Source organism: Acinetobacter sp. A47 (assembly GCF_000805455.1).
Classification (GTDB): Bacteria; Pseudomonadota; Gammaproteobacteria; order Pseudomonadales; family Moraxellaceae; genus Acinetobacter.
On sequence record NZ_JSUS01000032.1, the window covers coordinates 593,570 to 620,114 of the forward strand.

General features: G+C 42.5%; 27 protein-coding genes. 13 read left to right on the top strand and 14 right to left on the bottom strand.

From position 1 onward, the window contains the following. Positions 1–89: 89 nt before the first annotated feature. From OC23_RS09340 to OC23_RS09370, 8 genes are all read right to left on the bottom strand, one after another. Positions 90–371, bottom strand: coding sequence for a hypothetical protein (locus OC23_RS09340; protein ID WP_005229994.1), 282 nt, complete (start codon positions 369–371; stop codon positions 90–92). Positions 372–510: 139 nt separating this feature from the next. After that, positions 511–960, bottom strand: a complete 450-nt coding sequence (locus OC23_RS09345; RefSeq protein WP_038344326.1) for a hypothetical protein — start codon at positions 958–960, stop codon at positions 511–513. A 75-nt stretch (positions 961–1,035) separates the two neighbouring features. Then, positions 1,036–1,326, bottom strand: a complete 291-nt coding sequence (locus OC23_RS09350) for a hypothetical protein (protein WP_038344327.1) — start codon at positions 1,324–1,326, stop codon at positions 1,036–1,038. A gap of 111 nt (positions 1,327–1,437) precedes the next feature. After that, positions 1,438–1,770, bottom strand: a complete 333-nt coding sequence (locus OC23_RS09355) for a hypothetical protein (RefSeq protein ID WP_038344328.1) — start codon at positions 1,768–1,770, stop codon at positions 1,438–1,440. Between the two features lie 226 nt (positions 1,771–1,996). After that, on the bottom strand, positions 1,997–3,859 hold the full coding sequence (locus tag OC23_RS09360) for a hypothetical protein (protein ID WP_038344411.1): 1,863 nt from the start codon (positions 3,857–3,859) through the stop codon (positions 1,997–1,999). A 182-nt stretch (positions 3,860–4,041) separates the two neighbouring features. Further along, entirely contained in the window at positions 4,042–4,692 is a 651-nt protein-coding gene (locus OC23_RS09365; RefSeq protein ID WP_038344329.1) for a hypothetical protein, read from the bottom strand. Between the two features lie 227 nt (positions 4,693–4,919). After that, positions 4,920–5,249 carry a four-helix bundle copper-binding protein gene (locus OC23_RS18790; RefSeq protein ID WP_081407314.1) on the bottom strand — a complete coding sequence of 110 codons (330 nt, stop codon included), beginning with the start codon at positions 5,247–5,249 and terminating at the stop codon, positions 4,920–4,922. Between the two features lie 185 nt (positions 5,250–5,434). Then, positions 5,435–6,592 carry an OmpW/AlkL family protein gene (locus tag OC23_RS09370; RefSeq protein WP_038344330.1) on the bottom strand — a complete coding sequence of 386 codons (1,158 nt, stop codon included), beginning with the start codon at positions 6,590–6,592 and terminating at the stop codon, positions 5,435–5,437. Positions 6,593–7,108: 516 nt separating this feature from the next. Here OC23_RS09370 and OC23_RS09375 point away from each other — a divergent pair. After that, entirely contained in the window at positions 7,109–7,351 is a 243-nt protein-coding gene (locus tag OC23_RS09375; protein WP_038344331.1) for a hypothetical protein, read from the top strand. 110 nt (positions 7,352–7,461) lie between these two features. On the opposite strand, the gene OC23_RS09380 is transcribed toward OC23_RS09375, so the two are convergent. After that, a complete protein-coding gene (locus tag OC23_RS09380) occupies positions 7,462–7,767 on the bottom strand; it encodes a hypothetical protein (RefSeq protein ID WP_038344332.1) in 306 nt (101 codons plus the stop codon). 418 nt (positions 7,768–8,185) lie between these two features. Here OC23_RS09380 and OC23_RS09385 point away from each other — a divergent pair, with 418 nt between their 5' ends. From OC23_RS09385 to gcvH, 4 genes are all read left to right on the top strand, one after another. Next, positions 8,186–10,033, top strand: coding sequence for an ABC transporter ATP-binding protein (locus tag OC23_RS09385; RefSeq protein ID WP_038344333.1), 1,848 nt, complete (start codon positions 8,186–8,188; stop codon positions 10,031–10,033). Further along, a complete protein-coding gene (locus tag OC23_RS09390) occupies positions 10,033–10,491 on the top strand; it encodes a MaoC family dehydratase (RefSeq protein WP_038344334.1) in 459 nt (152 codons plus the stop codon). Before OC23_RS09385 ends, OC23_RS09390 begins: the two co-directional genes overlap by 1 nt. Before the next feature lie 110 nt (positions 10,492–10,601). Further along, positions 10,602–11,627 carry an AraC family transcriptional regulator gene (locus OC23_RS09395; RefSeq protein ID WP_038344335.1) on the top strand — a complete coding sequence of 342 codons (1,026 nt, stop codon included), beginning with the start codon at positions 10,602–10,604 and terminating at the stop codon, positions 11,625–11,627. An 87-nt stretch (positions 11,628–11,714) separates the two neighbouring features. Continuing rightward, on the top strand, positions 11,715–12,089 hold the full coding sequence (gene gcvH / locus OC23_RS09400) for a glycine cleavage system protein GcvH (protein ID WP_038344336.1): 375 nt from the start codon (positions 11,715–11,717) through the stop codon (positions 12,087–12,089). Positions 12,090–12,145: 56 nt separating this feature from the next. Here the strand turns inward: gcvH and aspA are convergent, their stop codons facing one another. Further along, positions 12,146–13,588 (bottom strand): aspartate ammonia-lyase, encoded by a 1,443-nt coding sequence (gene aspA / locus OC23_RS09405; protein ID WP_038344337.1) that lies wholly within the window; start codon positions 13,586–13,588, stop codon positions 12,146–12,148. A gap of 481 nt (positions 13,589–14,069) precedes the next feature. On the opposite strand from aspA, the gene putP reads away from it, so the two are divergent. Continuing rightward, entirely contained in the window at positions 14,070–15,566 is a 1,497-nt protein-coding gene (gene putP, locus OC23_RS09410) for a sodium/proline symporter PutP (RefSeq protein WP_038344338.1), read from the top strand. Between the two features lie 45 nt (positions 15,567–15,611). Here the strand turns inward: putP and OC23_RS09415 are convergent, their stop codons facing one another. Continuing rightward, positions 15,612–16,103 (bottom strand): Lrp/AsnC ligand binding domain-containing protein, encoded by a 492-nt coding sequence (locus OC23_RS09415; protein ID WP_038344339.1) that lies wholly within the window; start codon positions 16,101–16,103, stop codon positions 15,612–15,614. Positions 16,104–16,223: 120 nt separating this feature from the next. On the opposite strand from OC23_RS09415, the gene putA reads away from it, so the two are divergent. The 4 genes from putA (at position 16,224) to OC23_RS09435 (ending at position 22,231) form a co-directional block, all read left to right on the top strand. Further along, positions 16,224–19,985 (top strand): trifunctional transcriptional regulator/proline dehydrogenase/L-glutamate gamma-semialdehyde dehydrogenase, encoded by a 3,762-nt coding sequence (gene putA, locus OC23_RS09420; RefSeq protein WP_038344340.1) that lies wholly within the window; start codon positions 16,224–16,226, stop codon positions 19,983–19,985. A gap of 119 nt (positions 19,986–20,104) precedes the next feature. Next, positions 20,105–20,587 carry a GrpB family protein gene (locus OC23_RS09425; RefSeq protein WP_038344412.1) on the top strand — a complete coding sequence of 161 codons (483 nt, stop codon included), beginning with the start codon at positions 20,105–20,107 and terminating at the stop codon, positions 20,585–20,587. An 81-nt stretch (positions 20,588–20,668) separates the two neighbouring features. After that, complete coding sequence (trmA, locus tag OC23_RS09430) at positions 20,669–21,754, top strand: tRNA (uridine(54)-C5)-methyltransferase TrmA (RefSeq protein WP_038344341.1); 1,086 nt, start codon at positions 20,669–20,671, stop codon at positions 21,752–21,754. 249 nt (positions 21,755–22,003) lie between these two features. Beyond that, positions 22,004–22,231 (top strand): hypothetical protein, encoded by a 228-nt coding sequence (locus OC23_RS09435; protein ID WP_038344342.1) that lies wholly within the window; start codon positions 22,004–22,006, stop codon positions 22,229–22,231. Positions 22,232–22,276: 45 nt separating this feature from the next. On the opposite strand, the gene OC23_RS09440 is transcribed toward OC23_RS09435, so the two are convergent. After that, a complete protein-coding gene (locus tag OC23_RS09440) occupies positions 22,277–23,014 on the bottom strand; it encodes a phosphodiester glycosidase family protein (protein ID WP_038344413.1) in 738 nt (245 codons plus the stop codon). 172 nt (positions 23,015–23,186) lie between these two features. On the opposite strand from OC23_RS09440, the gene OC23_RS09445 reads away from it, so the two are divergent. The 3 genes from OC23_RS09445 to OC23_RS18795 all read left to right on the top strand — a co-directional run bounded on the left by OC23_RS09445 (position 23,187) and on the right by OC23_RS18795 (position 25,384). Continuing rightward, positions 23,187–23,720 carry a lecithin retinol acyltransferase family protein gene (locus OC23_RS09445; RefSeq protein WP_038344343.1) on the top strand — a complete coding sequence of 178 codons (534 nt, stop codon included), beginning with the start codon at positions 23,187–23,189 and terminating at the stop codon, positions 23,718–23,720. A 229-nt stretch (positions 23,721–23,949) separates the two neighbouring features. After that, positions 23,950–24,207, top strand: a complete 258-nt coding sequence (locus OC23_RS09450) for a YjhX family toxin (protein ID WP_038344344.1) — start codon at positions 23,950–23,952, stop codon at positions 24,205–24,207. Between the two features lie 109 nt (positions 24,208–24,316). After that, on the top strand, positions 24,317–25,384 hold the full coding sequence (locus OC23_RS18795) for a bifunctional HD family hydrolase/N-acetyltransferase (protein WP_081407315.1): 1,068 nt from the start codon (positions 24,317–24,319) through the stop codon (positions 25,382–25,384). Positions 25,385–25,455: 71 nt separating this feature from the next. On the opposite strand, the gene OC23_RS09465 is transcribed toward OC23_RS18795, so the two are convergent. Both OC23_RS09465 and OC23_RS09470 read right to left on the bottom strand, forming a co-directional pair. Continuing rightward, the gene (locus OC23_RS09465) at positions 25,456–26,001 is read right to left on the bottom strand and encodes a chitinase (RefSeq protein ID WP_038344345.1); all 546 of its coding nucleotides are present in this window, start codon (positions 25,999–26,001) and stop codon (positions 25,456–25,458) included. A gap of 62 nt (positions 26,002–26,063) precedes the next feature. Further along, positions 26,064–26,459, bottom strand: coding sequence for a hypothetical protein (locus tag OC23_RS09470; RefSeq protein ID WP_038344346.1), 396 nt, complete (start codon positions 26,457–26,459; stop codon positions 26,064–26,066). Positions 26,460–26,545: the final 86 nt, after the last annotated feature.

A 26,545-nucleotide genomic window follows, 5' to 3' on the forward strand; every position in this document is an offset into this window, starting at 1 on the left:
CATAATCGAGCGACCACAAAATAGAAATGAATATTTTCTACATCACATAAAAAAGCCCTAAACTGTTAGGGCTTTTTTTATCTTTTCGATCAATCCCACTCAAGCTGGAACTGGATATTGGTATTGGTAAAATTGGGATTTAAAAAAACACGATAACCAGCTGCTTTTAATTCACTCACCACTATATCAGCATCCTCGCTACTGACCTCATGTTTTGAGAATTGTTGCAAGGCATCTCTGTCGCCATCATTGGCTCGTAATTTAATAGTGCTTGAAATTTTTGAGAGAATTTTATCTACCGTTAGTTTTTTAACATTTGCATTGGAAATTGCTGTAGCTCGTGATGCAGGTAACAAAATTTCTTCGTTCACTGTATTCCGCCTGTTATATCAGAATAAGAAAAAAATATAATATGTTCTATTTCCACTTTTTCAAGTCATCAAATTAAACTAAACGACATATTTTGGCGCATTTGTCTTAAATTTTGACGAAACAAAATAAGCAGTCTCTTTAACGCAAATCGTCTAAATGCCTGATTGCCAGTTTTACACCATAACTCCCCTCATGATCTGCATCCAGCCATCCACCATTGATCACGGCCGGTACTTTTTTATCAATGCTATGGCCGGAAAGCTGTCTGGCATCCTGACGTTTTAGATAACCTACCGTCAGCCCCTGTATTTCGACCCGAATCGCATGTGCATCGAATGAATTTGAAGGTTCTGATACCACTCTGGCAGTCACCTCATAAAGTTTAGCCCTTCGGGCTTTCGGACCGGCAATCTTTTTTAAGTTATGCTGATAGGATTGCTCACCAACAATTTCAAACGTATATAAGACATTTTCAGCAAAAGATGCCTTTTCTGAAGCAAAGGTCGATAAACTATGATTGTTCTGGAATTTTCTGGCAAATAAAATCACCAGTAGACCAATGATCAAGGTGATAATGAATATCCACATTACAATCTCCCCATACTTTTAAGGGTAGATATAACATGGCTTTGCAGGAGGTCAGTCTTGTAGTTTGTATGCAGATTACACCTGATCTGCAATATTTGTTATTTTTCTTTGCTCGTAATATTGCAAAATGCTACTGACTTTTAAAAGTAAATATCCAAATAAGATGCCATTCGCCATAATCCCCAGCCCGACAGCAATAATCTTGCCTGACCAGACCTTTACAATGTCCAGATTGTCATTTCGGGCTTCGACCTGACCAAACATAACAATAAATGCAATGCCGGCAATACAGCCTAATATGATGACAGTCCAGGCAACATAAGTGTTGGTGGTGCTTTCCTTCAGCTGATCTTGGGTTTCGCTCATATTCCCTTCCTCAAAACAAGCCTTTGATTCTCATTGTTGAGGGCAATATAGCAATTTTTATACAGTAACAAATGGCACAAATTGATGTGTTTTATTAGAGTTTCTTATCCTTCATTTACAAATGATGTCTAATTTTTCAGCATAGTAATCGGTTGAGATTTTAAGATCAGCCATTAGTTTTTCCTTGGTATAATCTTTTGGCGCGACTTTTAATAACGCCGGAATATATTGGGATTCGTATAGTTTCGGGTAGTCTTCACACAGAACTTTGGTCTGTTGCTGTTTTGGGGTGTCAGGATTATCCAGAATATCCATATATTCAGAAATTTTGTTATCGACTGTTTCAAAGCTTTCTTGCGCCTTTTCAATCTTGACTTCCGGTTGCTTATTACAACCTGCACACAAGATTGAAATCAGACCGAAGTAAAGGAACTTGTTTTTCATAGCACGCTTTTTTAGATTCAAGAAATTAATCTTAGCTAGTGTAGCTTAGTTTGCCCTTGAATCAATGCCCCTTTGTTTTTCAGTTTTTCGCCCATTTCGTAAATTTTGCCGGCCGGTTGTTAGCAATTATGTTGCACGGCGTATTGATAAAGTCCAGATTGAAGCCACTTTTGCATAAAAGAAAAAAGGCTTTGAATAACAAAGCCTTTTTAGCTAATAGACAGTTTTACAGATAAATTTCAGGTGGATACGGCGTATTGTCATTGACTGGCTGATACAAGGTATTCCCCGCAAAGAATCCTTGGGCTGACTGGCCAATATCAATGGTAATTGAATCGGCCATCACCTGAGGATAAGCCCAAATGAATTGTTTCATCAGCCCCAATGTAGCGTTATTTTGCATATCCCCGAAAATACGTTGCCAAATAGGTGTCTGGTAAGCTTTGCTTGCGTCAAAGCCATATAAATGCGCAATGGATGAATCCGGTACAAACCCGGCCAGATATGCAACCTTGTCCTGTGGATAGTTCAGGTCCTGAGTTGCAATCTCGGCAACAGCCTGATGGGCAAGATCCAGCCGTGCTTCCAGAATCCAGTCATAGGCTTCCGTCATGATGTAATCGAAATTTGGATAGCAATAATGCTCGCGTGGATAGTTAATATCTGTCACTAAAGTTTCAATTGGCGTCCGGATGGTCGGGAAAAAAATAAGTGGGCAAACTTTTGCCTGCGGGTATTTTGTTTTTACTTTGGTACGAATATCCCGGCAGGTCTGCCCAAGCTTGTTTCTCAACCAGTTTTTAAACTCGTCATAAGGTGTTCCCGTTTTATTCATGGCCTCATAAATGGTTCCCAAGTCTGGTGCGTAGAGTCCGGTTTCTGCATTAAAGGCCACCTTGGTCGGAAAATCATAAACACAAGGAAGATCGGTTCCCTGGTTATACCACCACCAAGGCTCACCAATTTGCATATTTACGTCACAGCCACCCACTGCCATGGTATCTGCAAACTCAAGAAAGACCTGATGCAGATAAGCCAAGGCATTCTGGTCACATGGGCTAAAAAAGTAACTTGGCGGTTCATAACCGGTACGCCCTAGATTACTATTCCAGTCTCGCTGCGCCCAGAACTCATTTGCAGCCAGGGAATACATTTCAAAACTTACCCCGAAAACAGGTTGCATCCCGGCCTCATGGAGGGCCCGGGCAAAATGCTCATGCCATTTGCGGGTACACGGATTCACCACATCCTGATTACTCGATAACGGGTCAGGAATCAACCATTTATTAATCCCTGCCTGCCATGACATTTCAGGATATTTAGACATGCCACAATAGTGATTAATCAACCCTTGGTAACCCAAAGCCGCCATATTATCGACCAGACGCTGAGGGTTAAGATCATAATGATCATCATAGCTGGTACATATGCCATACGCATGAGCAGGAACTGCGACACGGCTTAACGCCAGTTTTGCATTCGGGCCAGTTGTTACCGAGTTGATTATACGGATATAACCATCTTCTGCCTGCGGCAACGGTTGTGTAGTCTGCCCCTTGTAGCTCATTGTAAATGCAGAAAAAGAAATACGCTGGATATTGCTGACGGGAAATGTTTCTGTCGCAGTAAATCCGGCCTTGACTGTATCCCAGTTAATATGAATATGTGCAGTTCTTGAGGCCGGTCGGTCAGCATAGTTGAACAGGACAATATAGGCGACTTTATCTATCCCATTTTCACGATAATAAACGGTCAAGGTTGGTGTCAAAGTTTCATTGTTTAATGCAGGCATACTTGCCGACAGTTCAATATCAAAATCCCAAATTGTACCGCGATAGTCATACTTGGTTTCATAAGCAAGTAGCTTGTGATCTTTTGTATCATCGGAATCCCAACTGATTCCGGCCAGATCTGTGGTAGTACGTGAACGGAAAGAAGCCTCAAAACCATTCCCATAACCGGTAATTGCAAAGGACATGGTTTGCGGGCCATCCACACGCCAGAATTTCGGGCTAAAACGATCAATGATCGAGGTTGTAACCGTTAAGTGAGGAGATTTTTTTAAGTTTTTTTCAAAATTAATGGTCATTTGTTTATGCTCTAATTGAATCATTAAGCTTTTATCTTAAGTAATATGATTTTTTTTAGGTGTATGTATAGGTAATCTTTGATCAAAAGCGAACCACTTATATTGAGCTTATGTAACAGTTCACATTAGAAAATAAAAAAGCCCATCCATGGATGAGCTTGGCGAACAGGCTGCACCAGCCCTTAAAAACGATAACGTATACCGGTTTTATAGGTGATACCATCCAGATCCAGTACATCGGAAGCACCGCTATCACAGAAATAACCTGTACATACATCTTTCAAGTTTTCACTATAAAGCCACTTGTATCCCAGCCCGAGATAAGCCGCGACACGGGGTTGGAAATAATGGCCTAATTCCAACTCAAGCGGCAATGTTACATAGCGTAACCTGATATCGTAGTCATCAGCTTTTAACCAGGCGTATCCGATACCAATGCTCGCATTGGCATAAGAATTATTGCGGTTATAAAACTGATATCCACCTCTTACCTCAATTTCAGTACTGTTCCAGTCCGAATTGCTCTGGTAGTGCATACCCAGTGTGGTATTGAATGTATCCAAAGCTGTAAATGTAATACCGGCACCTAGACCATTCAGGCTTTCATGTCCATCGACCTCATCGGACTTCAGCCTTGAACCTTCAAATTGTGCAAAGACAGAGGTTTGGATAGCTGTGTTTATCTGACTCTGACCATTTTTTGCCGGTTGTAATGTATATTCGCCCAGTTCCTGAGGTGCTCCATAATTGAGCTGTAATGGGGCTTCTCCCCATCCATTGATACAGACAAGACATGCAACCAGCCCCGTTACCCCTGCAAATGCTTTTTTCATTCAAAGACCTATTTTTATTTAAATTATGAACCCTGAGCATAAGTTATTTTTAGGTCTGGAAAAATCTTTTTCTTGGCCTCCGGTTAACAAACCGATAGCTGGTATAAGGCTTTATTTTTATTGGCTGATCATGAATCACCGCAACCGGCTCAATGGAATATGAACAGACTGAAACGACCGGTGTCTGTCTGTTCTTATCCCACTTCATGGCATCAAAACATACCTAATCAGGCAGCCATTCTCCGGCATTCGATCGCGCATTGATGGCATGTTTCGGCACATTGCTGACAATGTTCGGACGCATGCCGGATACACTCTTGCGCACACCAGTCACATAGCTGTGCACAAACCTGGCAGATTTCTGCCATGAAAGGCGAATTTCTTTGTGCCGATCGGGCACACAACAGACAAATATCTGAGCATTCCAGACAGCGGCTCATACACTCCCGCATCATCTCAAGCTTTTCTTCTTCCATGCATGCCGCAGCACAAGTTGTACAGGTCAACGAGCAGACCAGACAGGCTTTGGCACAATCTGAAAACTGGATCGCATCCATATTTTTCTCCTTCGTCTAATTACCCAAACAGATTAATAATCAAGCTAATCAGATAAAACATGACAAAACAGAAAGTTTAGGTTATGAAAAGTAAGCCATGTTTTTTTAGGTAACATGCCAAAGCAGGCAAAAAAAATGCCATGAAGCATAGCCAGCTTCACGGCATTTTGTGTCTTTAGCAACGACTAGAAGCGATAGCCAACCCCCAGATAGGTAATCAGTGGATCAATATCAATCTTGGTAGTGGCATGGATCAGTTGAGTATTGGTATTTTGATTGATGACTTTAATGGTCGCATGATTATTCAGTTTGGCATAAGACAAAGATGCTGTAGTAAACCATGAATCATTAAAATCGTAATTGAAACCGAGCGAGACAATAGGTGCAATTGCATCATCTGCATCGACTTTCACAATCATTTTTCCAGATGACGGACGCCCTTCCAGTGAAGCCCCCGCCTGACCATCGTGGATATTCTGAATCATGTGTCCAGCAGCAATCAGATCATTTTTCACACCATGATCGATCTTGATATTGCTATAGTGCGCATAGAGTATGCCTGCCCCCACATAAGGCCTGAACTTATTGATACCAGACTGACCAAAATGATAGGTTGCCTGAATGGCAGGAGTCCATGCTGTAGCAGTAGCCGCTTTATTATATTTATCCAGGTCTGTGATTAATAATCCATTCTTTAAGAAAACTTTTATATCTGGCGCAGTCGGATCATAGCCGGGGGTGCCTGGTATATTTGGTAAAGGATGGCCTTCTGCCTCAAATGGCGCATATACTGCTCCCTTACCCTTGAGTTTTACCTTTGGAGGTACGCCCCCAATCAACTTTAATGAAACATGATCATTGAGATAATAGTCAAACATTAAACCTAAAGTATCGAGATCTTCAGCTTCAAGGCCGGCATTGGATTGCCAGTTTTCAATACCAGAGATTTGTGCATCGCCGGTTATACTTTTTAAAATCGCCTCTCTTTCTTCCGGTGTTTCTGTTCCATCCAGATTCATTTTTATAATTTCATCCAGATATTTGGTTTTAATAATACTGTTGTAGATTGTTAAGTCGAAATTGTCCGGATCACGCTTTTCCAGCTCGGCATATTTTGCAGTATCGACATTCTTCAAGATTGTATCGCCAGAAATCATGCCGACATCCGCGACTGTGCCATTTTTAACATTGGTATTAATGTTAAAACTATTCGCTTTCCCTTGCGGCATCACATGCAGCCAGCCCGCTGAAACGGCAAACCGTTTAAACTCCTGTGCATGTCCCATATTGGTAAAAGTGAATAAAGTTGTTGCTATTACAATTGTTTTTACTGTTTTTTTCATTTTATTTTCATCCTGAAATTCATAATGCCTGATTTAGCAATATGCCACTTGAATATAGCACAACTGTATTTTTATCAAACAGTAAATTTTAAGACCCTGAAAATATAGAAAAATTTAAAAATATTTATCTTCAGACTAAACAAATAAAATACAGACGAAACAAGAAAGTATATAAGTGATGTAAATCACACTCTTTACAAAAAAATGAGAGAAATGTTAATTATTGTGTTGACTACTGTTTATTAATTGGTCTATAAAATTAAGGTATTTTTCATTTATTACTGTAATAGCCGGCTTTAAACTGATGAAAAGGATGATCAGGTTTATCTGAAGAAATTAATTTATTTTCAGGACTAACATATAAATAGAAAGTTAAACATTGCAAATACTGAAAAATATATTAAGGAATATCATAGCGATCTTATTTATTTAATATTCAATTAATTTAAGTTTAATAAATAATTAAGCTAATTCCGTATTCTATACATGATTGATATAAATTGACGGGAGAAAAATATGTATCAAAAACAACAAAAAGATGCCGCTATTGATCATATCAAGACAGAAATTGATATGTTAACGGATCTCAACCATATAGATGAAATCATCCAGAGCAAAAACCATATCGAAATGACTTTGCTGTTATTGGTCAAACTTGAAATACTCAGTTGGGAACAGGTACACCTGTTAGCCAGAGAGCTGAGTGTCACAAGCAAGAATGCGATTGATTATCTGGAACATATCAAAAAAAGGGTGTAGAGCTGATCCTTTACCATACTTCCCTCTTGCTCTCGAAAAATTAAAACGCTCACAATCTTTTGAAAATGAGCGTTTTATATCAAGACATTCCTGTGGGTATTTTATATGCCTCAATATTGATAAACATGTTTTTGCAATACTGTAGAAAGCCAGTTTATAAATGCAGCCTTGTTTTTGAACTGGGGCGCATCAAACAAATTTACATTCAAATCAAAATGATTAAAATTTTTGAATTTATATATCCCACCGCCCAGAGGAATCATCTGGCTATTCGGATATTTCAGTCCTTTAAGTGCTAAGCCAAAAAATAATCCGCGAATATGTATCTCGCTATTTTTATATGATTGATAACTCTGAGATTGAATAAATTTATTATACTCTCGATCCAGATGTTGCTTGATTTGGGAAATATCCACTTCAGTCTCCTGATTTGCTGGAAATCTTGTAAAAATACAGAAAAAAAACAGGCCTGCCTTGTGAGCAGAATTTAAAATTTAACCCGTAAGAACAATCTTTTTTAAGGCCTTAGCACGCTGGCTGTCATATTTATTGCAGCATCCGGTACTGCCCCTTGCAGTTATTTATAACCACAATAAGAATTTTACGACTATAAATATACCATTAATGAGAGGCAGCTTTGAACTTTCTGCATACTCTGCCAGCTTTATTACAAGCCCGGCTCAAGATGTTCTAGCACAAAAGCCAGAAGTTTCCGGCTCTGTTTACTGTTGTTGAGCAAAACTTAGCCCTCTTGCTTTTCTCATCGCAGGGTCTGATTTTCTGCTATGCTACAGAACAGGCTGAATTGGTACTTTATATAAGAGGAAAACCTAAATGTTGCGATGGTTTGAAAAGCTAGTCGACCCATATCCTACCAAAGACTTGAACAAACCATTACCGACGACATTTTTTGCCTTTGTCTGGCAATCGACCAAAGGCGTACGGCCCTTCCTGTTTTTACTGATCGCCTGTACAGCTGCCGCAGCCTGTTTTGAAGCCTTATTTTTTTCATATATCGGTAAACTGGTCGACTGGCTCACCAAAAGTCAGCCTGGTACTTTTCTGGAAAGCAACCAGCAGAACCTGACCATTCTCATCAGTATCTTATTTGCCAATATTTTCTTTGTCAGCCTGCAGTCTATTATCAAGCATCAGGTTCTGTTTAGTAACTTCCCGATGCGGATGCGCTGGCGTTTTCACAACTTGTTACTACAACAAAGTCTGGACTTTTTTCATACCGACTTTGCAGGCCGTCTTTCTGCCAAAGTCATGCAGACCGCGCTGGCTGTACGAGAGTTCTGGATGATTCTCGGAGACATGCTGGTCTATGTACTGATTTATTTTATTACGATTAGTCTGGTACTTGGCACAATCTCACCGGTACTGATCATTCCTCTGGTTTTATGGTTGGCACTATTTATTGCAATTGCCAGTTACTTTATTCCAAGGCTTGGCAAGATTTCCCAGCAACAGGCCGATGCGCGAGCCGTAATGACGGGTCGGGTAACCGATGCCTATACCAATATCCAAACGGTAAAACTGTTTGCCCATGCTGGTCGTGAAAGCCAGTATGCCAAAGAGTCGATGCAGGAATTTATGGTAACCGTCTATAAGCAAATGCGTTTAGGGGTGAAATACCAGATCAGCATCCGTTTATTAAGTGCCTTTCTGTTTATCGGTGTTATTGGTACATCGGTCTGGTTGTGGACTCAGGGTCAGGCGGCAATCGGCGTCATTGCCGCAACCACCGCGATGGTACTCAAGCTAGACAGTCTTGCAGAATTTATCATGTGGCATATCACCATGCTGTTTGAAAATGTCGGTACCATTCAGGATGGCATGAAAACCCTCGGCAAACCGATCCAGATTCAGGACAAGGAAAATGCCACTGAATTAAAGGTACAGCACGGCGAAATCCGTTTTGAAGATGTCAGTTTTGCCTACAACCAGAAGAATGTCATTGAGCATTTTAACCTGACCATTCAACCGGGTGAGAAAATTGGGATTGTTGGCCGTTCGGGTGCTGGCAAATCTACCCTGATTCAGCTGTTGCTGCATTTTTATAACCTTAACCAGGGCCGAATCCTGATAGATGGCCAGAATATTCATGACGTAACCCAGGACAGCTTACGTGCCAATATCGCACTGGTAACACAAGACACTTCACTGCTGCATCGTACTGTCGCAGAAAATATTAAATATGGCCGCCCGAATGCGACTGAAGCTGAAATCTGGCAGGCGGTCAGAAAAGCCAGGGCCGAAGAGTTTATTCCACAGCTGACCGACCAGAAAGGTCGTGCCGGATTTGATGCGTATGTGGGTGAACGTGGGGTCAAGCTGTCTGGTGGGCAGCGCCAACGGATTGCCATTTCAAGGGTTTTCCTGAAAGATGCACCGATTTTAATTCTGGATGAAGCCACCAGTGCACTTGATTCCGAGGTCGAAGCCGCCATTCAGAGCAGTTTAAATGACTTGATGGTTGGCAAAACGGTCATTGCAATTGCCCACCGTTTATCTACTATTGCTCAGATGGATCGCCTCATTGTGCTTGATCAGGGCAGAATCGTTGAGCAAGGCACACATGAACAGCTCATTGCACAGGATGGTTTATATGCTCAACTGTGGAAACGCCAGACCGGCGGTTTTCTGGTTGAACAACGGGTAACTCAGGATAAAGAATAATGTTGTATTTAGAAGATCTAAAAATTGGTGACCGGTTTATTAGCCGGGAATATGAAATGACACTTGAAGAAGTGAAACAGTTTGCCAGTCAATATGATCCACAACCTTTTCACACCGATGAGCAGGCAGCAGCCCGGCATCCTATTTTTCAGGGATTGGCAGCAAGCGGCTGGCATACCTCGGCGGTGACCATGCGGCTCTGGACCGAATGCTTTCCTGTCGCGGGCGGTCTGCTGGGAACAGAATCAAGCTTGCGCTGGCCACGTCCGACCCGTGCAGGAGATAAGATTCATGTTGAAGTCGAAATTACGGCAATCGTACCTTCAAAAACAAAAGCTGACCGCGGTATTGTCAGCTATGTGACCCAGGCTTTGAACCAGCATGGTGATGTGCTATTAATATCAACAACCAAAATTATGGTGTTTAGACGACCTGCCGAAGGTCTGGACATTCACTGACTCTTTTGTCCAACAATTTTTATGAATGATGATTAGATTTCATGTAAAGATGTTTCAGAACCGAATGTTTAAAAGATATTGGCAAAATTGATGAGCGCCACGGAAAGCACATGAAAACAACCACAACTCGTCAAGATCAAGGTATACCAGGTGTCTATGGCTTATTGCTGCTAGATGTCGTTTCTCGCTGGGGATATAGCGATGAAACCCTGTTTGCTCCTTTTCACTTAACCAGTGAGCAACTGGCAGATCCCAACTACCGTATTCCAACCCCTGTTGCCAATGAACTGGTCAAGCATTCCTTACGCTTAACCGGTGAAAGCACCTTAGGCTTTCATCTGGGAACGCAAATGCGGATTTCCATTCATGGCTTTATTGGGTATGCCATCATGACGGCGCATGACATTACCGACGCAATTGCTCTGGCAAGCCGCTTTATTCAATTACGCCTGCCCTTTTTACAGTTGTATTTTTCCACTTTTGGCCCGAAAGCCACTTTACAGTTGCAATGTGATATCGAGGTCGAGCCGTTACGTACCGAAATCATTCTAGGTTTAACCATTGGTATTATGACCATGGCCAAGGCTTTAACAGGGATTGAAGATCTAAGCGGTGAAGTCGATCTGGATTTTCCCGAGCCAGCCGGATTTGAAAAATACAAGGATAAACTGAGCAGCACCATTCGCTTTAACCAGCCTCATCTCATTTCAAGCTTTGATAAAAAATATCTGGGCCTGAAAATGGTCAATGCCGACCCGATTGCCAGCCAGATTGCCATTAACCAGTGTGAAACCGAATTATCCGCTCTGGGTGAGCGCCGCCGTTTGGCCATGCGTGTCCGGGACATTCTGACCAACTCGGAACAGCACTATCTTAGCATCGAGAGTGTGGCTGAACGCTTGCATATGTCTGACCGTACTTTAAAGCGTCAACTTGCAGCGGAAGGTACTTCTTTTTCAACTTTAGTTGATGAAGTGCGTTACCGACATGCAACTTCCCTGCTGTCCAGAACCGACTATAGTCTGGAACAGATTGCAGATGAACTGGGTTATTCGGATGTTGCGAACTTTAGCCGTGCTTTTAAACGCTGGAGTGGCCGTAGTCCAAGTAACTGGCGTAAAGACCCGTACCTGTAATAACTTCAACGGCGAAAGCTTTTGTTTTGATTGAAAAGCATGTATAAACCAAATAAAAATGATAGGACAGATTGTTAAGGAGTCGTCATGAATCATCCAGCAGAATTGAAATATGCCCGCACACATGAATGGGTAAGAATTGAAGGTGACCTGGTGGTGACTGGAATTACAGACCATGCACAAGACGAGTTGGGTGATTTGGTATATGTAGAAACTCCAAAAGTTGGTAGCCATGTCACTGCCACAGAACAGGCAGGTATCGTCGAATCTGTAAAAACAGCCTCGGATATCCATGCTCCTGTTTCTGGAACAGTGGTTGAAGTAAATACTGATCTTGAGGACGATCCGGATTTCGTCAATGACGAACCATATGGCAAAGGCTGGATTTACAAGATCAAGCCTGACAATATGGCAGATGTAGAAAAACTGCTTTCAAACAGCGAATATGAATCAGGTTTATAAACCCTGTTAAAAAGCCCGGTCATTGTACCGGGCTTTTTACTCTTCACACTGATGCGCTAGGCAACATTATCGACTTCAATACCATTGACCTCTGACACCAGGTTTTCAAATGAGAAAATGTCATCCAGTTGTGTCTGGCTAAGCAAACCGCGTTCTAAAACCACCTCTTGAATGGTTTTATTTTCAGCAATACACTGCTTGCCGATCTCATCACATAAAGCGTGCCCCAGCAGCGGATCAAGCAAGGTAATAATCCCGACACTTCGCATGACGGCATCATGGCAAGCCTGTTCGTTTGCCTGAATCCCGCGTACACATTTTTCATCCAGACTTTGCATGGCATGGGTCAGTAACTCAATCGATTCATTGAGAGAAATGGCAATCACCGGTTCCATCACATTAAGCTGTAATTGTCCTGCTTCAGCAGCAAAAGTAATGGTGAGGTCATTACCAATCACCTTAAAGGCAATCTGGTTAACCACTTCAGGTATGACCGGGTTAACTTTTGCCGGCATGATGGAAGAGCCTGCCTGCAACTCGGGCAACCGGATTTCACCCAGTCCGGTACGGGGGCCAGAACTTAACAGACGCAAGTCATTGCTGATTTTTGAAAGCTTGCAAGCCAGCCGCTTTAAGGTACTGGACAGGATAATAAAGACACCACAGTCGCTGGTAGCTTCAACATAATCTTCGGCACCCACCAGATTCAGGCCGGTAATTTCTCTCAGACAGGTTACCACCTTGGCGGCATAACCGTGTGGCGTATTTACGCCTGTGCCAATCGCGGTCGCCCCCAGATTGATTTCAAGCAATAACTCGCGGGTACGCTGAATCAGACGCAGGTCTTCTTTTAATAAAGTGGCAAATGCACGGAACTCCTGCCCAAGTGTCATGGGTACAGCATCTTGCAGCTGGGTGCGTCCCATCTTTAATACAAAACGGAACTCGGCTGCCTTGTTTTCAAAAGCCCTGATCAGTTGCTCCATTTGCACCAGCAAGACATCCAGAGCGCAATAGGTCGATAACCGGATCGCAGTCGGATAAACATCATTGGTTGATTGGGATTGATTGACGTGGTCATTGGGATGAATCACATTGTATTGGCCTTTGGCGTAACCTAAAGATTCAAGTGCGATATTGGCAATGACTTCATTGGTATTCATATTGATGGAGGTACCCGCTCCTCCCTGATAAATATCGACCGGAAAGGCTTCCTGCCACTTCTGTGTTTCCAAGATCAAGGCATCACAGGCATGCTGTATGGCCTGACTCTGGATATCAGTCAACTTGCCAAAACTCAGGTTTGCCTGTGCCGAGGCTTTTTTTACTTGTGCCAGGGCACGGATAAAATGGCTATTTTGCCCAACTTTTTGCGATGAAATCTTAAAATTTTCGATTGCACGTAAAGTATGTATTCCATAGTAACAATCTGCAGGAACTTCTTTTGCGCCCAGCAAATCATGCTCAATTCTTGTTGTTGCCGTTTGAACCGTATTCACTTTCCATTTCTCTCAGACAATGCACTCTTATAGTGCAATTGCTCAATATGAAAGATTTCCTGCTACTTTTCATTAGCAAAACTGCTTAACCTTACTGTTTTTATCAGGCGCTGATTTCGATGATGAAAGCCTCCTTGTAACATGATATTTCAGCAATTTGAGGCCCTGTTGAACATTTCGGCTTTAATCTACATCTGTAAATTTTATATGACGAGTTTTTTTGAAATATCCTGTGCAAATTTCAAGCATAGACACCTTCTTAACTGATGAAAAAAGATGCTATTTTTTTAATTAAAAAGATAAGATTCAGCCACTTATTTTAAATTACACAAACAATACACTTTATATACACAAAACAAACAGTATTTCAAAAATCATTCATGCTTGAATCTGTGACCTTATCAATCCCAAGAATAGTCAAACAATTTTTGCTATTCAGGTGTGATTGCAAATTATGGATATGTAAGGACAGGCATCCATTATGAATTTTTCTAATCCCACAGTTGTTGTATTCGTGGTATATATCCTGGCCATGCTTGGCATCGGTTTATACGCCTATTTTTCTACCAAAAATCTTGATGATTATATTCTTGGAGGACGAAGCCTAGGCAGTTTCGTCACCGCATTATCGGCGGGCGCATCGGATATGAGCGGTTGGTTACTCATGGGTTTACCAGGAGCAATTTACTTAACTGGATTATCTGAATCATGGATTGCCATTGGCCTGATTATTGGTGCATGGTTGAACTGGTATCTGGTTGCAGGCCGTTTACGTGTCCACACCGAAGTTCAAAACAATGCCCTCACCTTACCGGATTATTTTACTGGACGTTTTGATGACCAGAAAAAAATCTTACGCGTCACATCTGCGTTAATTATTCTTGTATTCTTCGCGATTTATTGTGCTTCTGGCATGGTAGCTGGTGCACGTTTATTTGAAACCTTATTCCAGTTACCGTATAGCACGGCATTGTGGCTGGGCGCATTTGCAACCATCGGTTATGTCTGTATTGGTGGCTTCCTTGCCATCAGCTGGACAGATACCTTCCAGGCCGGCTTAATGATCTTTGCATTATTGCTGCTCCCGATCGTGACCTATATGTCGCTAGGCATTGGTATGGAAGAGTTTACCGCTGTTGTCGAAAGTGTTCGTCCGCATGCTTTTGACTTTGCAACCAATCTGAGTGTAGTGGCCATTCTCTCTGCTGCTGCATGGGGTCTTGGCTATTTTGGCCAGCCGCATATTCTGGTACGTTTCATGGCTGCCGATTCGGTTAAGTCGATTCCAGCTGCACGTCGCATTGGCATGACCTGGATGATTTTATGTCTGGCAGGTGCGGTCGGTTCAGGCTTTATCGGTATTGCCTACTTCCAGATGCATCCGGAGCTTGCTGCCGCAGTCACAGGTAACCCTGAAACCGTATTCATGGAATTAACCAAGATCCTGTTCAACCCTTGGGTGGTTGGTGTGATCCTTGCCGCGATCTTGTCTGCAATCATGAGTACATTGAGCTGTCAGTTACTGGTATGTTCAAGTGCCTTAACAGAAGATTTGTACAAAGGCTTTATCCGTAAAAACGCCTCTCAAAAAGAACTTGTCTGGGTAGGCCGCTCAATGGTTATTGCCGTTGCCATGCTTGCGCTTTTCCTTGCCCAGAACCCTGACAGCAAGGTACTGGGTCTGGTTGCTTATGCATGGGCAGGTTTCGGTGCAGCATTCGGTCCATTGATTATTCTTTCATTGTTCTGGAAACGCATGACCCTGAACGGTGCCTTGGCAGGTATGGTTGTGGGTGCGGTAACCGTTATTCTCTGGAAAAACCTCTTCGGTTACACCGGTATCTATGAAATTATTCCAGGTTTCGTTTTCGCCTTGATCAGTATTGTGGTGGTAAGCTTACTCGGTAAAGCACCAAATGCCACTGTAACAAGTCGCTTTGAACAAGCTGATGAAATCTATGCACGTGAAATGAAATAATTTTGCTGAAAAATTTAAGGGGCTTGCGAGCCCCTTTTATTTTGCCTAAAACTTGGTACGTGATTTGATCTTGATTTTCGAGCTGTCTTTCACCACCTGCATCACCGGATAACTACGGGTTTCTTTGACACCCGGAAGCTGCCACAAGATTTGTCCGGCAATACGGCGAAATTCTTCCATACCAGCACTACGCAACTTGATCAGGAAATCAAAGCCCCCACTGACCATATGGCATTCCACGATTTCCGGATACTGGGTTACCGCATCAATAAAATCATCCAGCACATGCGGCGTGGTCTTATCCAGCAACACTTCGACAAACACCAGAAAATTGGCATTGAGCTTATTGGGATTCAGTTTTGCCTCATATCCCAGGATGAACTCGTCCTTGGTCAGCTTCTGGACACGGGCCATCACTGCAGTGGGCGAAAGGTTCACAAGTTCAGCTAATTTACTGTTCGAAATTCTCCCATCTGCTTGAAGAATATCCAGAATTTTCAGGTCGGTACGATCTAGTGCATAAATAGGGCCATTCAACTGAATTTTCCTCTAAAAAATGGGCAAATTATAGTGAGTTACTCGGGATTTATTCTGTAATCATAAATTATCTAAACCTCTCTGCTCAATATGTTTTAGAGATTGTTATTGGAATTTAGCATGAATACATTGGATACTCCCGCACAAATGGACACAGCTCACACAGACGGTTATATCACCGAATTTAAAGAAAAAAGTGAGTTTGAGCAACGTATTAATACGGCATGGCGCCGTGCGGAGCCTGAAGCAGTTGCAGTACTTGCCGAAGCTGCAAACATTTCCCCTGATCTTGACCAGAAAATTTACGAACTTGCCTTTAGCCTGGCACACAATTTACGTGAGCGTAAAAGTTCAGCGGGTAAAGCAGGTATCGTCCAGGGTCTTCTTCAAGAATTTTCGCTTTCTTCTCAGGAAGGCGTGGCCTTGATGTGTCTGGCAGAAGCGCTACTTCGTATTCCGGATACAGCAACACGTGATTTACTGATCCGTGACAAGATCAATCAGGGCAACTGGAAAGAACATGTAGGCCAAAGCAGCCTGATGTTCGTCAATGCAGCAGCCTGGGGTCTGATGTTAACTGGCAAGTTAATGGAAACACCGAAACAGAAAAACCTGTCGAGTGTATTGACTGGCCTGCTGGCTCGCAGTGGTCGCGGCATTATCCGTAAAGCTGTCGATGTTGCCATGCGTATGATGGGTGAGCAATTCGTTACCGGTGAAACTATCGGTGAAGCGCTTGAACATGCCAAACCATTTGAGCACAAAGGTTTCCGCTATTCATACGACATGCTGGGTGAAGCAGCCCTAACCGAACATGATGCCGAGCGTTATTATAACGACTACACCCAGGCGATTCATGCCATTGGTAAGGCATCGAATGGTCGTGGTGTTTATGATGGCCCGGGGATTTCAATCAAGCTTTCTGCTTTGCACCCGCGTTATCAACGTGCGCAAATTGACCGCGTGCATCACGAACTTTACAAGAAAGTTTTTGAACTTGCTTGCCTGGCAAAACAATACGACATCGGCTTGAACATTGATGCCGAGGAATCTGAGCGTCTAGAAATCTCGCTCGAATTGCTTGAACGCCTATGTTTCGAGCCAAAACTTGCCAACTGGAAAGGGATTGGTTTCGTTATTCAGGCTTACCAAAAGCGTTGTTTCTATGTAGTTGATTATATTGTTGACCTTGCAAAACGCAGTAACAAACGTCTGATGATCCGTTTGGTGAAGGGTGCGTATTGGGACAGCGAAATCAAGAAAGCACAAATTGACGGCATGACCGATTACCCGGTGTTCACCCGTAAAGTTCATACAGATTTATCATACATCGCCTGTGCGAAGAAACTTCTTGCTGCACCAGATCAGGTGTATCCGCAGTTTGCGACACACAATGCGCAATCTCTTGCCACGATTTACAACCTGGCTGATCCAAGCAAATATTATCCAGGTCAATACGAGTTCCAATGCCTGCACGGTATGGGTGAGCCATTGTACGAACAAGTTGTAGGCTCAAAAGAAGATGGCAAATTAGGTGTTCCATGTCGTGTTTATGCACCAGTGGGTAACCATGAAACCTTATTGGCTTATCTGGTTCGCCGTTTACTTGAAAATGGTGCCAACACTTCATTTGTTAACCGTATTGCAGATAAGACTTTAAAAGTTGAAGACCTGATCCAGTCTCCAATCAAGGACATTCAAACTTCAGCGAAAGATGAAGGCCAGCTTGGCTTAAAACATCCAGCGATTCCACTTCCGCATGATCTTTATCCGTTACGTCCAAACTCAAATGGCTTTGATCTCAATAACGATCAACCGTTAGCAGAGTTGGATGCGACCGCACAGAAGCTACGTCACCAGATTTGGAAAAGTGCACCGTTACTTGGTTTTGAATCAGCAGTACATGACCAAAGTAATGCGCTTGCAATTACAAACCCGGCACAAAACAGCGAAATCGTGGGCTATGTGAATGAAGCCACCAGCGCTGATGTGCAACTGGCACTAGAAGCTGCGGTACAGGCTGAACAAAGTTGGGCTGCGACAGATAAAACTGAACGTGCTGCCTGCTTAAAACGTGCTGCCGACCTGATGGAAGCGCGTATTCAAGAGCTGATGGTGTTACTGTGCCGTGAAAGTGGTAAAACCTATGCCAATGCGATTGCAGAAGTTCGTGAAGCGGTTGATTTCTTACGTTACTACGCAACTCAAATTGAAAACTTGCCGGCAAATGCACAAATCAAACCTTTAGGTACGGTATTGTGTATCAGTCCATGGAACTTCCCGCTTGCGATTTTCTCTGGTCAGATTGCTGCGGCTTTGGTGAGCGGTAACTGTGTAATTGCCAAACCGGCTGAACAAACACCACTTATTGCGGCACAAGCGGTGCAAATGCTTTGGGAAGCTGGCGTACCACACAGCGTTGTTCAGCTGCTTCCAGGTCGCGGTGAAACAGTCGGTGCACAATTAAGCCAGGATGACCGCATTCAAGGCATCATGTTCACCGGTTCGACTGAAGTTGCAAAAATCTTGCAAAAGACTGTGGCAAAACGTTTATCTCCAAACGGCCAGCCGATTCCGTTAATTGCGGAAACAGGTGGTCAAAATGCAATGATCGTCGATTCTTCTGCCCTGACCGAACAAGTGGTGCTTGATGTTGTCAGCTCTGCATTTGACAGTGCAGGTCAGCGTTGTTCTGCCCTTCGTATCTTATGTGTACAGGAAGACAGTGCTGCAACCGTCGTCAAAATGTTGAAAGGCGCAATGCAGCAGTTGATCGTAGGTAACCCTGCCATCTTAAAAACCGACATTGGGCCAGTGATCGATACTGAAGCGAAACAGACCATCGATACACATATTCAAAAGATGAAATCTAAGGGTTACCCTGTTCATCAATTGATGTTCAACGATGCTGCAAGCCAACAGGCGCTTGCTCAAGGTACTTTTGTTCCACCGACAGCCATTGAGTTGCCAAACCTTGATGACTTGGAGCGTGAAGTCTTTGGTCCGGTATTGCACATCATTACTTACAAGTACGGTGAGCTTGAGCAACTGATCGATCGTATCAATGCCAAAGGTTATGGCTTGACCATGGGTCTGCACACCCGTATTGATGAAACGATCAATACCGTGATCCAGCGTGCAGAAGTCGGTAACTTATATATCAACCGTAATATCGTGGGTGCAGTGGTCGGCGTACAACCGTTTGGTGGCGAAGGCTTGTCGGGTACTGGTCCGAAAGCGGGTGGTCCACTTTATATGTATCGCCTAATGGAACATTGTTCAGAGAAAGTATTGGCAACCCCATTTGCGGTGAAAGCTGAACTCTCTAACTTCGATGCGGTATCCAATGTGGCTTACCAAAGCTTGCTGGCTTGGGCGAAACAGCACATGGCTCAGGCAGTACCTTCAATTCCAGCCTTTGGTGTCGGTAAATTCTACGAGTTGCAAGGCCCTACCGGTGAAAGCAACCAGTACATTATCCTGCCACGTCATCGTGTACTATCAGTTGCCAATGATGATGCCAGCCAGCTTCAACAACTGCTTGCGATTTTCGCAGTCAGCAGTACAGCGGCGGTGTTAAAAGACAATGCATTCCTGGTAAAACACAAAGCCTCTTTACCAAAAGATGTTTTAGATGCCATCACTGTCATTTCAAGTGTTGAAAAAGATGCTTTTGATGCCGTGCTTCATCATGGTTCTGTTGAACAGTTGCAAGATTTGCAAACTAAAGTTGCTGCCCGTTCAGGTGCGATTGTTGGAATTACCCAGCTGCAAGCCAATGAACAGATTCCTTTGGAACGTCTTGTGATTGAACGTGCCATCAGCGTGAATACTGCAGCAGCTGGGGGTAACGCAAGCCTGATGACCTTATCTGAAGACTAATATTCGCCTTTCCGAGAGATGCTGAATCTCTTAATGACCCGAATCATGTTTACATGGTTCGGGTTTTTTATTATGTTACACAACATCTTTATTATAATTATAAAAACGAGAAGCTTGAGATGCAGTTTTATCCCGCACCAGAATATCAACCCCACTGCGCTCAGCTGTTTGAAAGTTATAAAAATAAAATCCAGCAACTGATCCCTTTTGCCCGGGTTGGGCATATTGGTTCATCAGCGATTCCCAATGCAATCTCCAAAGGCGATCTCGATATTTATATCAAAGTCTCCGCCCAACGGTTTTTAGTTGCCATTAAAAAATTGCAACAACTGGGTTTTAAAGAAAAGCCTGATACCTTACGTACTCACCAGCTATGTATGCTGCAATCACAAGTGCACGATATTGCTTTGCAAATCGTTGTGACCGGTTCAGAGTTCCAAAATTTTCTTACTTTTCGGGATCAACTACGACGTCACCCAGAACTGGTTCAGCAATACAACCAACTCAAACAAAGTTATTCAGGTACGTCACCAGAACAGTATCGTCAGATTAAAGCCATATTTATTCAGAATGTGCTGAATCCCAATCCAGCTGATCAATAAGCAAATTTGATAATTTCCCTGCACCTGATTGCGCTTTTTTGATACCATTCCCTTTTGTCTTCTTCTGTAGTTTTCTTCTTTATGACCGTATCTTACCAGCAGCAACTTCAAGAGAAAGTTGAACGTATTACCACACAATTTGCACCGTTCAATCCCCCGGCTTTAGAAGTTTTTCAATCACCTGAGCAACATTTCCGTATGCGTGCCGAATTTCGTATCTGGCATACTGAAAATGACCTGTTCTATGCCATGTTTGAACGTGCTGAAGATGGAAAGCAAAAAGAAGTTATTCGTATCGATGAATTTCCAATTGCAGCCCAAAGCATTAATGAGTTGATGCCACGCTTACTGGAAGAGTTAAAAGCAAAGCCTATCCTCTCGCAACGGATTTTCGAGGCAGACTTTCTTGCAACATTAAGCGGGGAAATGCTGGTTACGCTGATCTATCACCGTAAACTTGATGCAGACTGGGAAAACGCAGCAAAAGCGCTAGCCGAAAAACTGAATATCAAGATCATGGGCCGTAGCCGGGGCCAGAAAATCATTATTGGTGACGATTATGTCGTTGAACAGCTCAATGTCCATGGTCGCACTTTTAAGTACAAACAGATTGAAAGCAGTTTTACCCAGCCAAATGCGCAAGTATGTCAGCATATGCTGGAATGGGCTTGTGATGCGGCACAAGGTTCGCAAAAAGATCTACTGGAATTGTATTGTGGTAACGGTAACTTTACCCTGCCATTGTCTTTAAAGTTCAATCGTGTACTTGCAACCGAGCTGGCAAAATCTTCAGTTTATGCAGCTCAGTGGAACATTGAGCAGAACCAGATTGACAATATTCAGGTCGCACGTTTATCTGCTGAAGAGTTCACCCAGGCATATCAGGGCGAACGTGCGTTTAGACGTTTGCAAGAAGCGGAAATTGATATCCAAAGCTATGACTTTGACACGGTTTTTGTCGATCCACCTCGTGCAGGAATTGATGATGAAACATTGAAACTTTTGCAAGGGTTTGAGCGTATCCTCTATATTTCATGTAATCCGGATACCTTGCATGACAATCTGAAAACCCTGACCAAAACCCATCGTCTTGTGAAGTTTGCCCTGTTCGACCAGTTTCCTTTTACTCATCATGTTGAGTCAGGGGTTTTGCTCGAGAAGATTTAAACAAATTATTTCAACGTAACAATAATTTATAAAGGGTTCGAGTAACCCTTTATTTTTGCTCAAAGTATTTTCATAAAAAAGTGATAATTTTCAAAGGTCAAGTCATTAGACCGTCATAATTTCGTTTGAGTTGAAAAAACTCATCGAAAAAATTGAAGTTCAACTGGTGCTTTTATCACTTAAGCTGACTTGTATTTTATTTTAAAGTGGCTATATTTCGAGCTATGTTAGGTTGTTAATGAAGGCTCTATGAGTTTTTGGCAAAAATTGTTCAATGCAGACGAACAATATAACGAACACAAGAACCAGACTTCTTGCGTGGAAAATGACTGTTCTTGTAAAACCAATGAACAGCTACTGGATGCCTTAATGAAGGCAACCGATGAAGATGTTATTAAAGGCATCAAGAAAGTCCTGATTTCCCGAGGTTATAGTCGCAAAGAATTACTTGCGATGATCAACCCTCCAATCCAATAAAAATAACAGCCCTAATCAGCCTTACCGGCAGATTAGGGCTTAAAATCATCGGCACCCTTCCTGATCGATCACTTCAGCCACTACAGGTCCCAGCTTAAAGGTTTTATCATGCCGTTTGATCTGTGGTAAATATAAGCTGGATATTGAACCATCCAGATATAGCGCATTTTCCACGTTCAGTTGCTGCTTGAAGAACCGGGCAAACTGGTAAAAACTGACACGCTGCTTTGAGACGACAAAATAAAGCTGATTATTCCGAATACCGACTCCATTCCGGATCTTTAAAGAAGTCGAATCTGGCAAAAACTGTTGGTTAATATGCCCTTGATAGACCAGCATAGGTCCTGATTGTGTGGCAAAGCGGGCTTTAAAGCCTGACTGCTTATAATCTGCTGTGGTCTTGATCACGGCCTTTTGATCATTCCAGGCTACAACACCATTGGGCTGCATGAAGAAATTTCCCCATCCTGTTGCCTGATTTAGCGCATTGATTTTCTGACCATTTTCTACATATAAACCGACTGGCTGATAGTCGGTGTGATACATCCCTGCATTCATGGCAAAAGCAAGCTGTTTACATACGGGCAAATCTTTTAAGATTCTGGAAAATTTTTGGTAATAACGTCCTGTCTCAGGTGCTTTTAAAAACAACTTGAGTTGATCCAGATGTTCGACCTGAATAACCTCATAACTCACCTGGTCGACCTGTAGGGTCTGATGCTGCATTGCATAAGCCTTCGGCATACATGCAAAACTACATATTAAAAATAACCATCTTTTCATCATTGTAGTTCGTGAATAAAAACCTGAATGGATCTTCCCATAACTTTGGTCATTATCCCAAGCATAGATACAATCCTGACACATATTCCAGAGATTTAAGCTGAAAATAAGCTCGATTGCGTCATCTTTTTTGAGTAAAATGATAAGGTAAATACAATAATCTTGTATCAACATGCAGCATAAACATCGACATTTCCCTCTTGGCGCCCATCTGATCGTTAAACACTTTGGTTATAGCCACCACGGGATTTATGCAGGCCGTGGTCGAGTCATTCATTATTCAGGCTTTGCACATATTTTTAAAAAGCATCCCATTGAAATAACCTCAATTCAGCACTTTTCTCGTGGCAAACCGATTTATACCCGACATTACCCTGCGCCGCGTTATAAGGCAAAAGCTGTGGTTCGGCGTATGCGTTCACGCATGCACGAAAATCATTATCATTTGATTATCAACAATTGTGAACATTTATGTACATGGGCCATTACCGGCGTTGAATCCAGTACCCAGGTTGAACGTATGCAACGCCGTCTGGCCACGATCGGCTATGTCAGCTCGGTCATGAGTTATATGAACGGACTGATGCTGACCATTGCCACCGCCTGCTTTGCCATTGTGCTTTATATCAAGATGATGCTTCGTCGACAGGCAAAAAAGTCAATGCCAGCCTATTTACTCCTTAAAGAAAAGCATTCTAAAAAATAATCAACCCGCACCTCCACTCCACTACTGACATGATTATTGATTTTTCATTCGGCTTGCAGTAGTATTTTCTGCGATACATGTCGTATCGCTTCCATATTGAGGGTTTTATGTTGGAGATAGCAGTAATCTGGTAACTACATTTCAATAACGCATTGAAATTGGTTATCTGCGCGACTTTTTGGGCTTTAAGCCTGATTTTGCCTCTGATTATTTCTATCTGGATAACAACATGAACTTGTCCAAGTCCGAACAACGGACCCTACACGTCTTGGCTAAAGGCGGAAAAATCGTAAAACTTCGTAATGACTCGGGTCAAACTATCGCTGTAGAGTGCTATAGCCGAGAAGGTTTACTGCTGTCGGATTGCGATCTTGCTGTTTTTAACATGCTAAGAAAGAAAAAACTGATTAAATCCCTTAATGGACGGCCCTATCAAATTAATTTACATGGGCTTAGATCAGTACGCCCACAATTAGACAATCGTTAACACGTCACCAGTGGTCTGGATAAACCCTGGGTTGTACTTAGATCTGTCTAATTACCTAACTTAAGATCAGGTTTATCCGGATTACACATGGTTTATTTTGAGATATAAAATGGAACTAGATGTAATTCAAAACCGCTTGGCTTTTTTAAAAGAAGCGGAAAAACTAAAAAATGTGATGCGATTTTCACATACTTCCAATGGTCGTCAGGAAAGTACTGCCGAACATAGCTGGCGTTTATGTGTCATGGCCATGATTTTTGCAGATCAATTCGAGCAGATCGATCTCGAAAAAACACTAAAGATGTGCCTGATTCATGATTTGGCCGAAGCGATTCATGGTGATATTCCAGCCATTATGAAAGACCAATTTCCAGCAAAGCATGAGCAGGAAAAACAGGATCTTGATCAATTGACCGAATGTCTTGATGAACATCCGAAAAACTTGATCCGGAGTTTATGGCAAGAATATGAAGATGCAGAAACTCCCGAAGCCAGGCTGGTCAAAGCCCTGGACAAGCTAGAGACCATTTTGCAACATAATCAGGGCATTAACCCTGCTCATTTTGATTATGCATTTAATCTCGGCTATGGGAAAAAATATACCCAGAGCAACCCTGTGCTTAAACACATCCGGGCTATTCTGGATCAGGAAACACAAGAGAAAATAAAGATGAATATACAGATTCGTGATGAGAAACTAGCCGACATTCCCTCCATTTTTAATTTGACTCAACAGGCTTTCGCAGGGCTTGAACATTCCAGCCATACCGAACAGTTTATTGTTAATGCATTGCGAAATTCAGGCCAACTGAGTTTATCTCTGGTTGCCCTCAGCAATAACAGGCTGATTGGGCATATTGCATTTTCACCAGTACAAATCTCAGATGGCAGCAAGGGCTGGTATGGCTTGGGGCCAGTTTCAGTATTACCTGAATATCAAGGTCAAGGGGTAGGTACTCAATTGATACATGCCGGTCTTGAAGCACTTAAAGATCTAGATGCACTTGGCTGTGTTCTCCTTGGAGATCCAGCTTATTATGGAAAGTTTGGCTTTAAGGCAAATACAAGCGTTGTATTGTCAGGTGTACCTGCTGAGTATTTTCAAATTTTGCCATTTACTGCACGTATCCCGAAAGGAGAGGTTTTCTATGCCGATGCATTTAATGCAACGGCATAGTTGAACTAACCCGGTAAATACACTGCAGAAGTTCTGGCAATTGGGCACGAACTTCTGCACTTTATTTCTATCTATACAGCCATCACTTCAGAAACCTGCAAAGCCTGTTCAAATATTTCAGCATAACTGGCAATCAGCCCAGCTTTATCGGTTCCATTGACAATATATCGGGCCCCAATAAAGTCCTTTTTATCATGGCGTATATAATCATTGAGTTTTTTACCAGTGAATAAGCCCTTTTTCATACCAACAATCATGACACGCGCAGCGACATCTGCCTGCAACGCCAGTTTCGGGTTCTTCACTAAATCAATTTTTAAATAGTCGCCCATACGTTTATAGTTTGCCAACCATGTCAGCTGAACATAACCATACCCAATATAAGGATAATATTGCTTTGATTTCAAATATTTTTCTGAACCATACTCGATAACCGGTTGCATGGTTCTGGCTGTTTCATGCCAGGCTGTTGCCAGAATATAGGCCGACTGGGCAATACCCAGCTCCCGGTGTGTATCTAAGACAGAAATGAGGAAGTTGATTCCATCTACTTGTGACTGGTTCAATTTTCCAAAGGCTTGACGTAATATATCGAAACCATCTTGTGTTATTTTCATGATTTTTTCCTTATAAAAATAAAAAAACCGCCCTAAGGCGGTCTTTTCATCAAGTCATATGTTTAAAATTTGTCTTTAAAATCTTTTACTTCTTTTGCAACATCCAGAATGGTTGAATCTTCTCTTGCATTAATGAAATTAAATGTCCAGCGAATTAATGCCCATACAGGCAAACCGCACAGGAAATACAAACCACCTAATGCGAAGGCGCCAAACATGTTTTTACTCCAGTCCTGCAAAGCAAAATGCTGAATCACAAAACCACCACCTGCGATACTTCCTACCGCAGTCGAGATTAATGAAACCACCCATTCCTGCTTAGATTTTGGAAGCCGTGTCATCACCACAACGACCCAGGCTAAAAACATAAAGGTCAATGCCATCAACACAATAAAGACAACACCATAGGATGTTATTGCGACTGCAATGTCTGCACCCGCTGAAACGAGGTCTACCATTTTCCTCCTCCAAAAAGAAAAACCCTGTTGAGTACAGGGTTTTTTATCATCTGAAAAATAATATTATTTTATGGGCTACAAAGGTT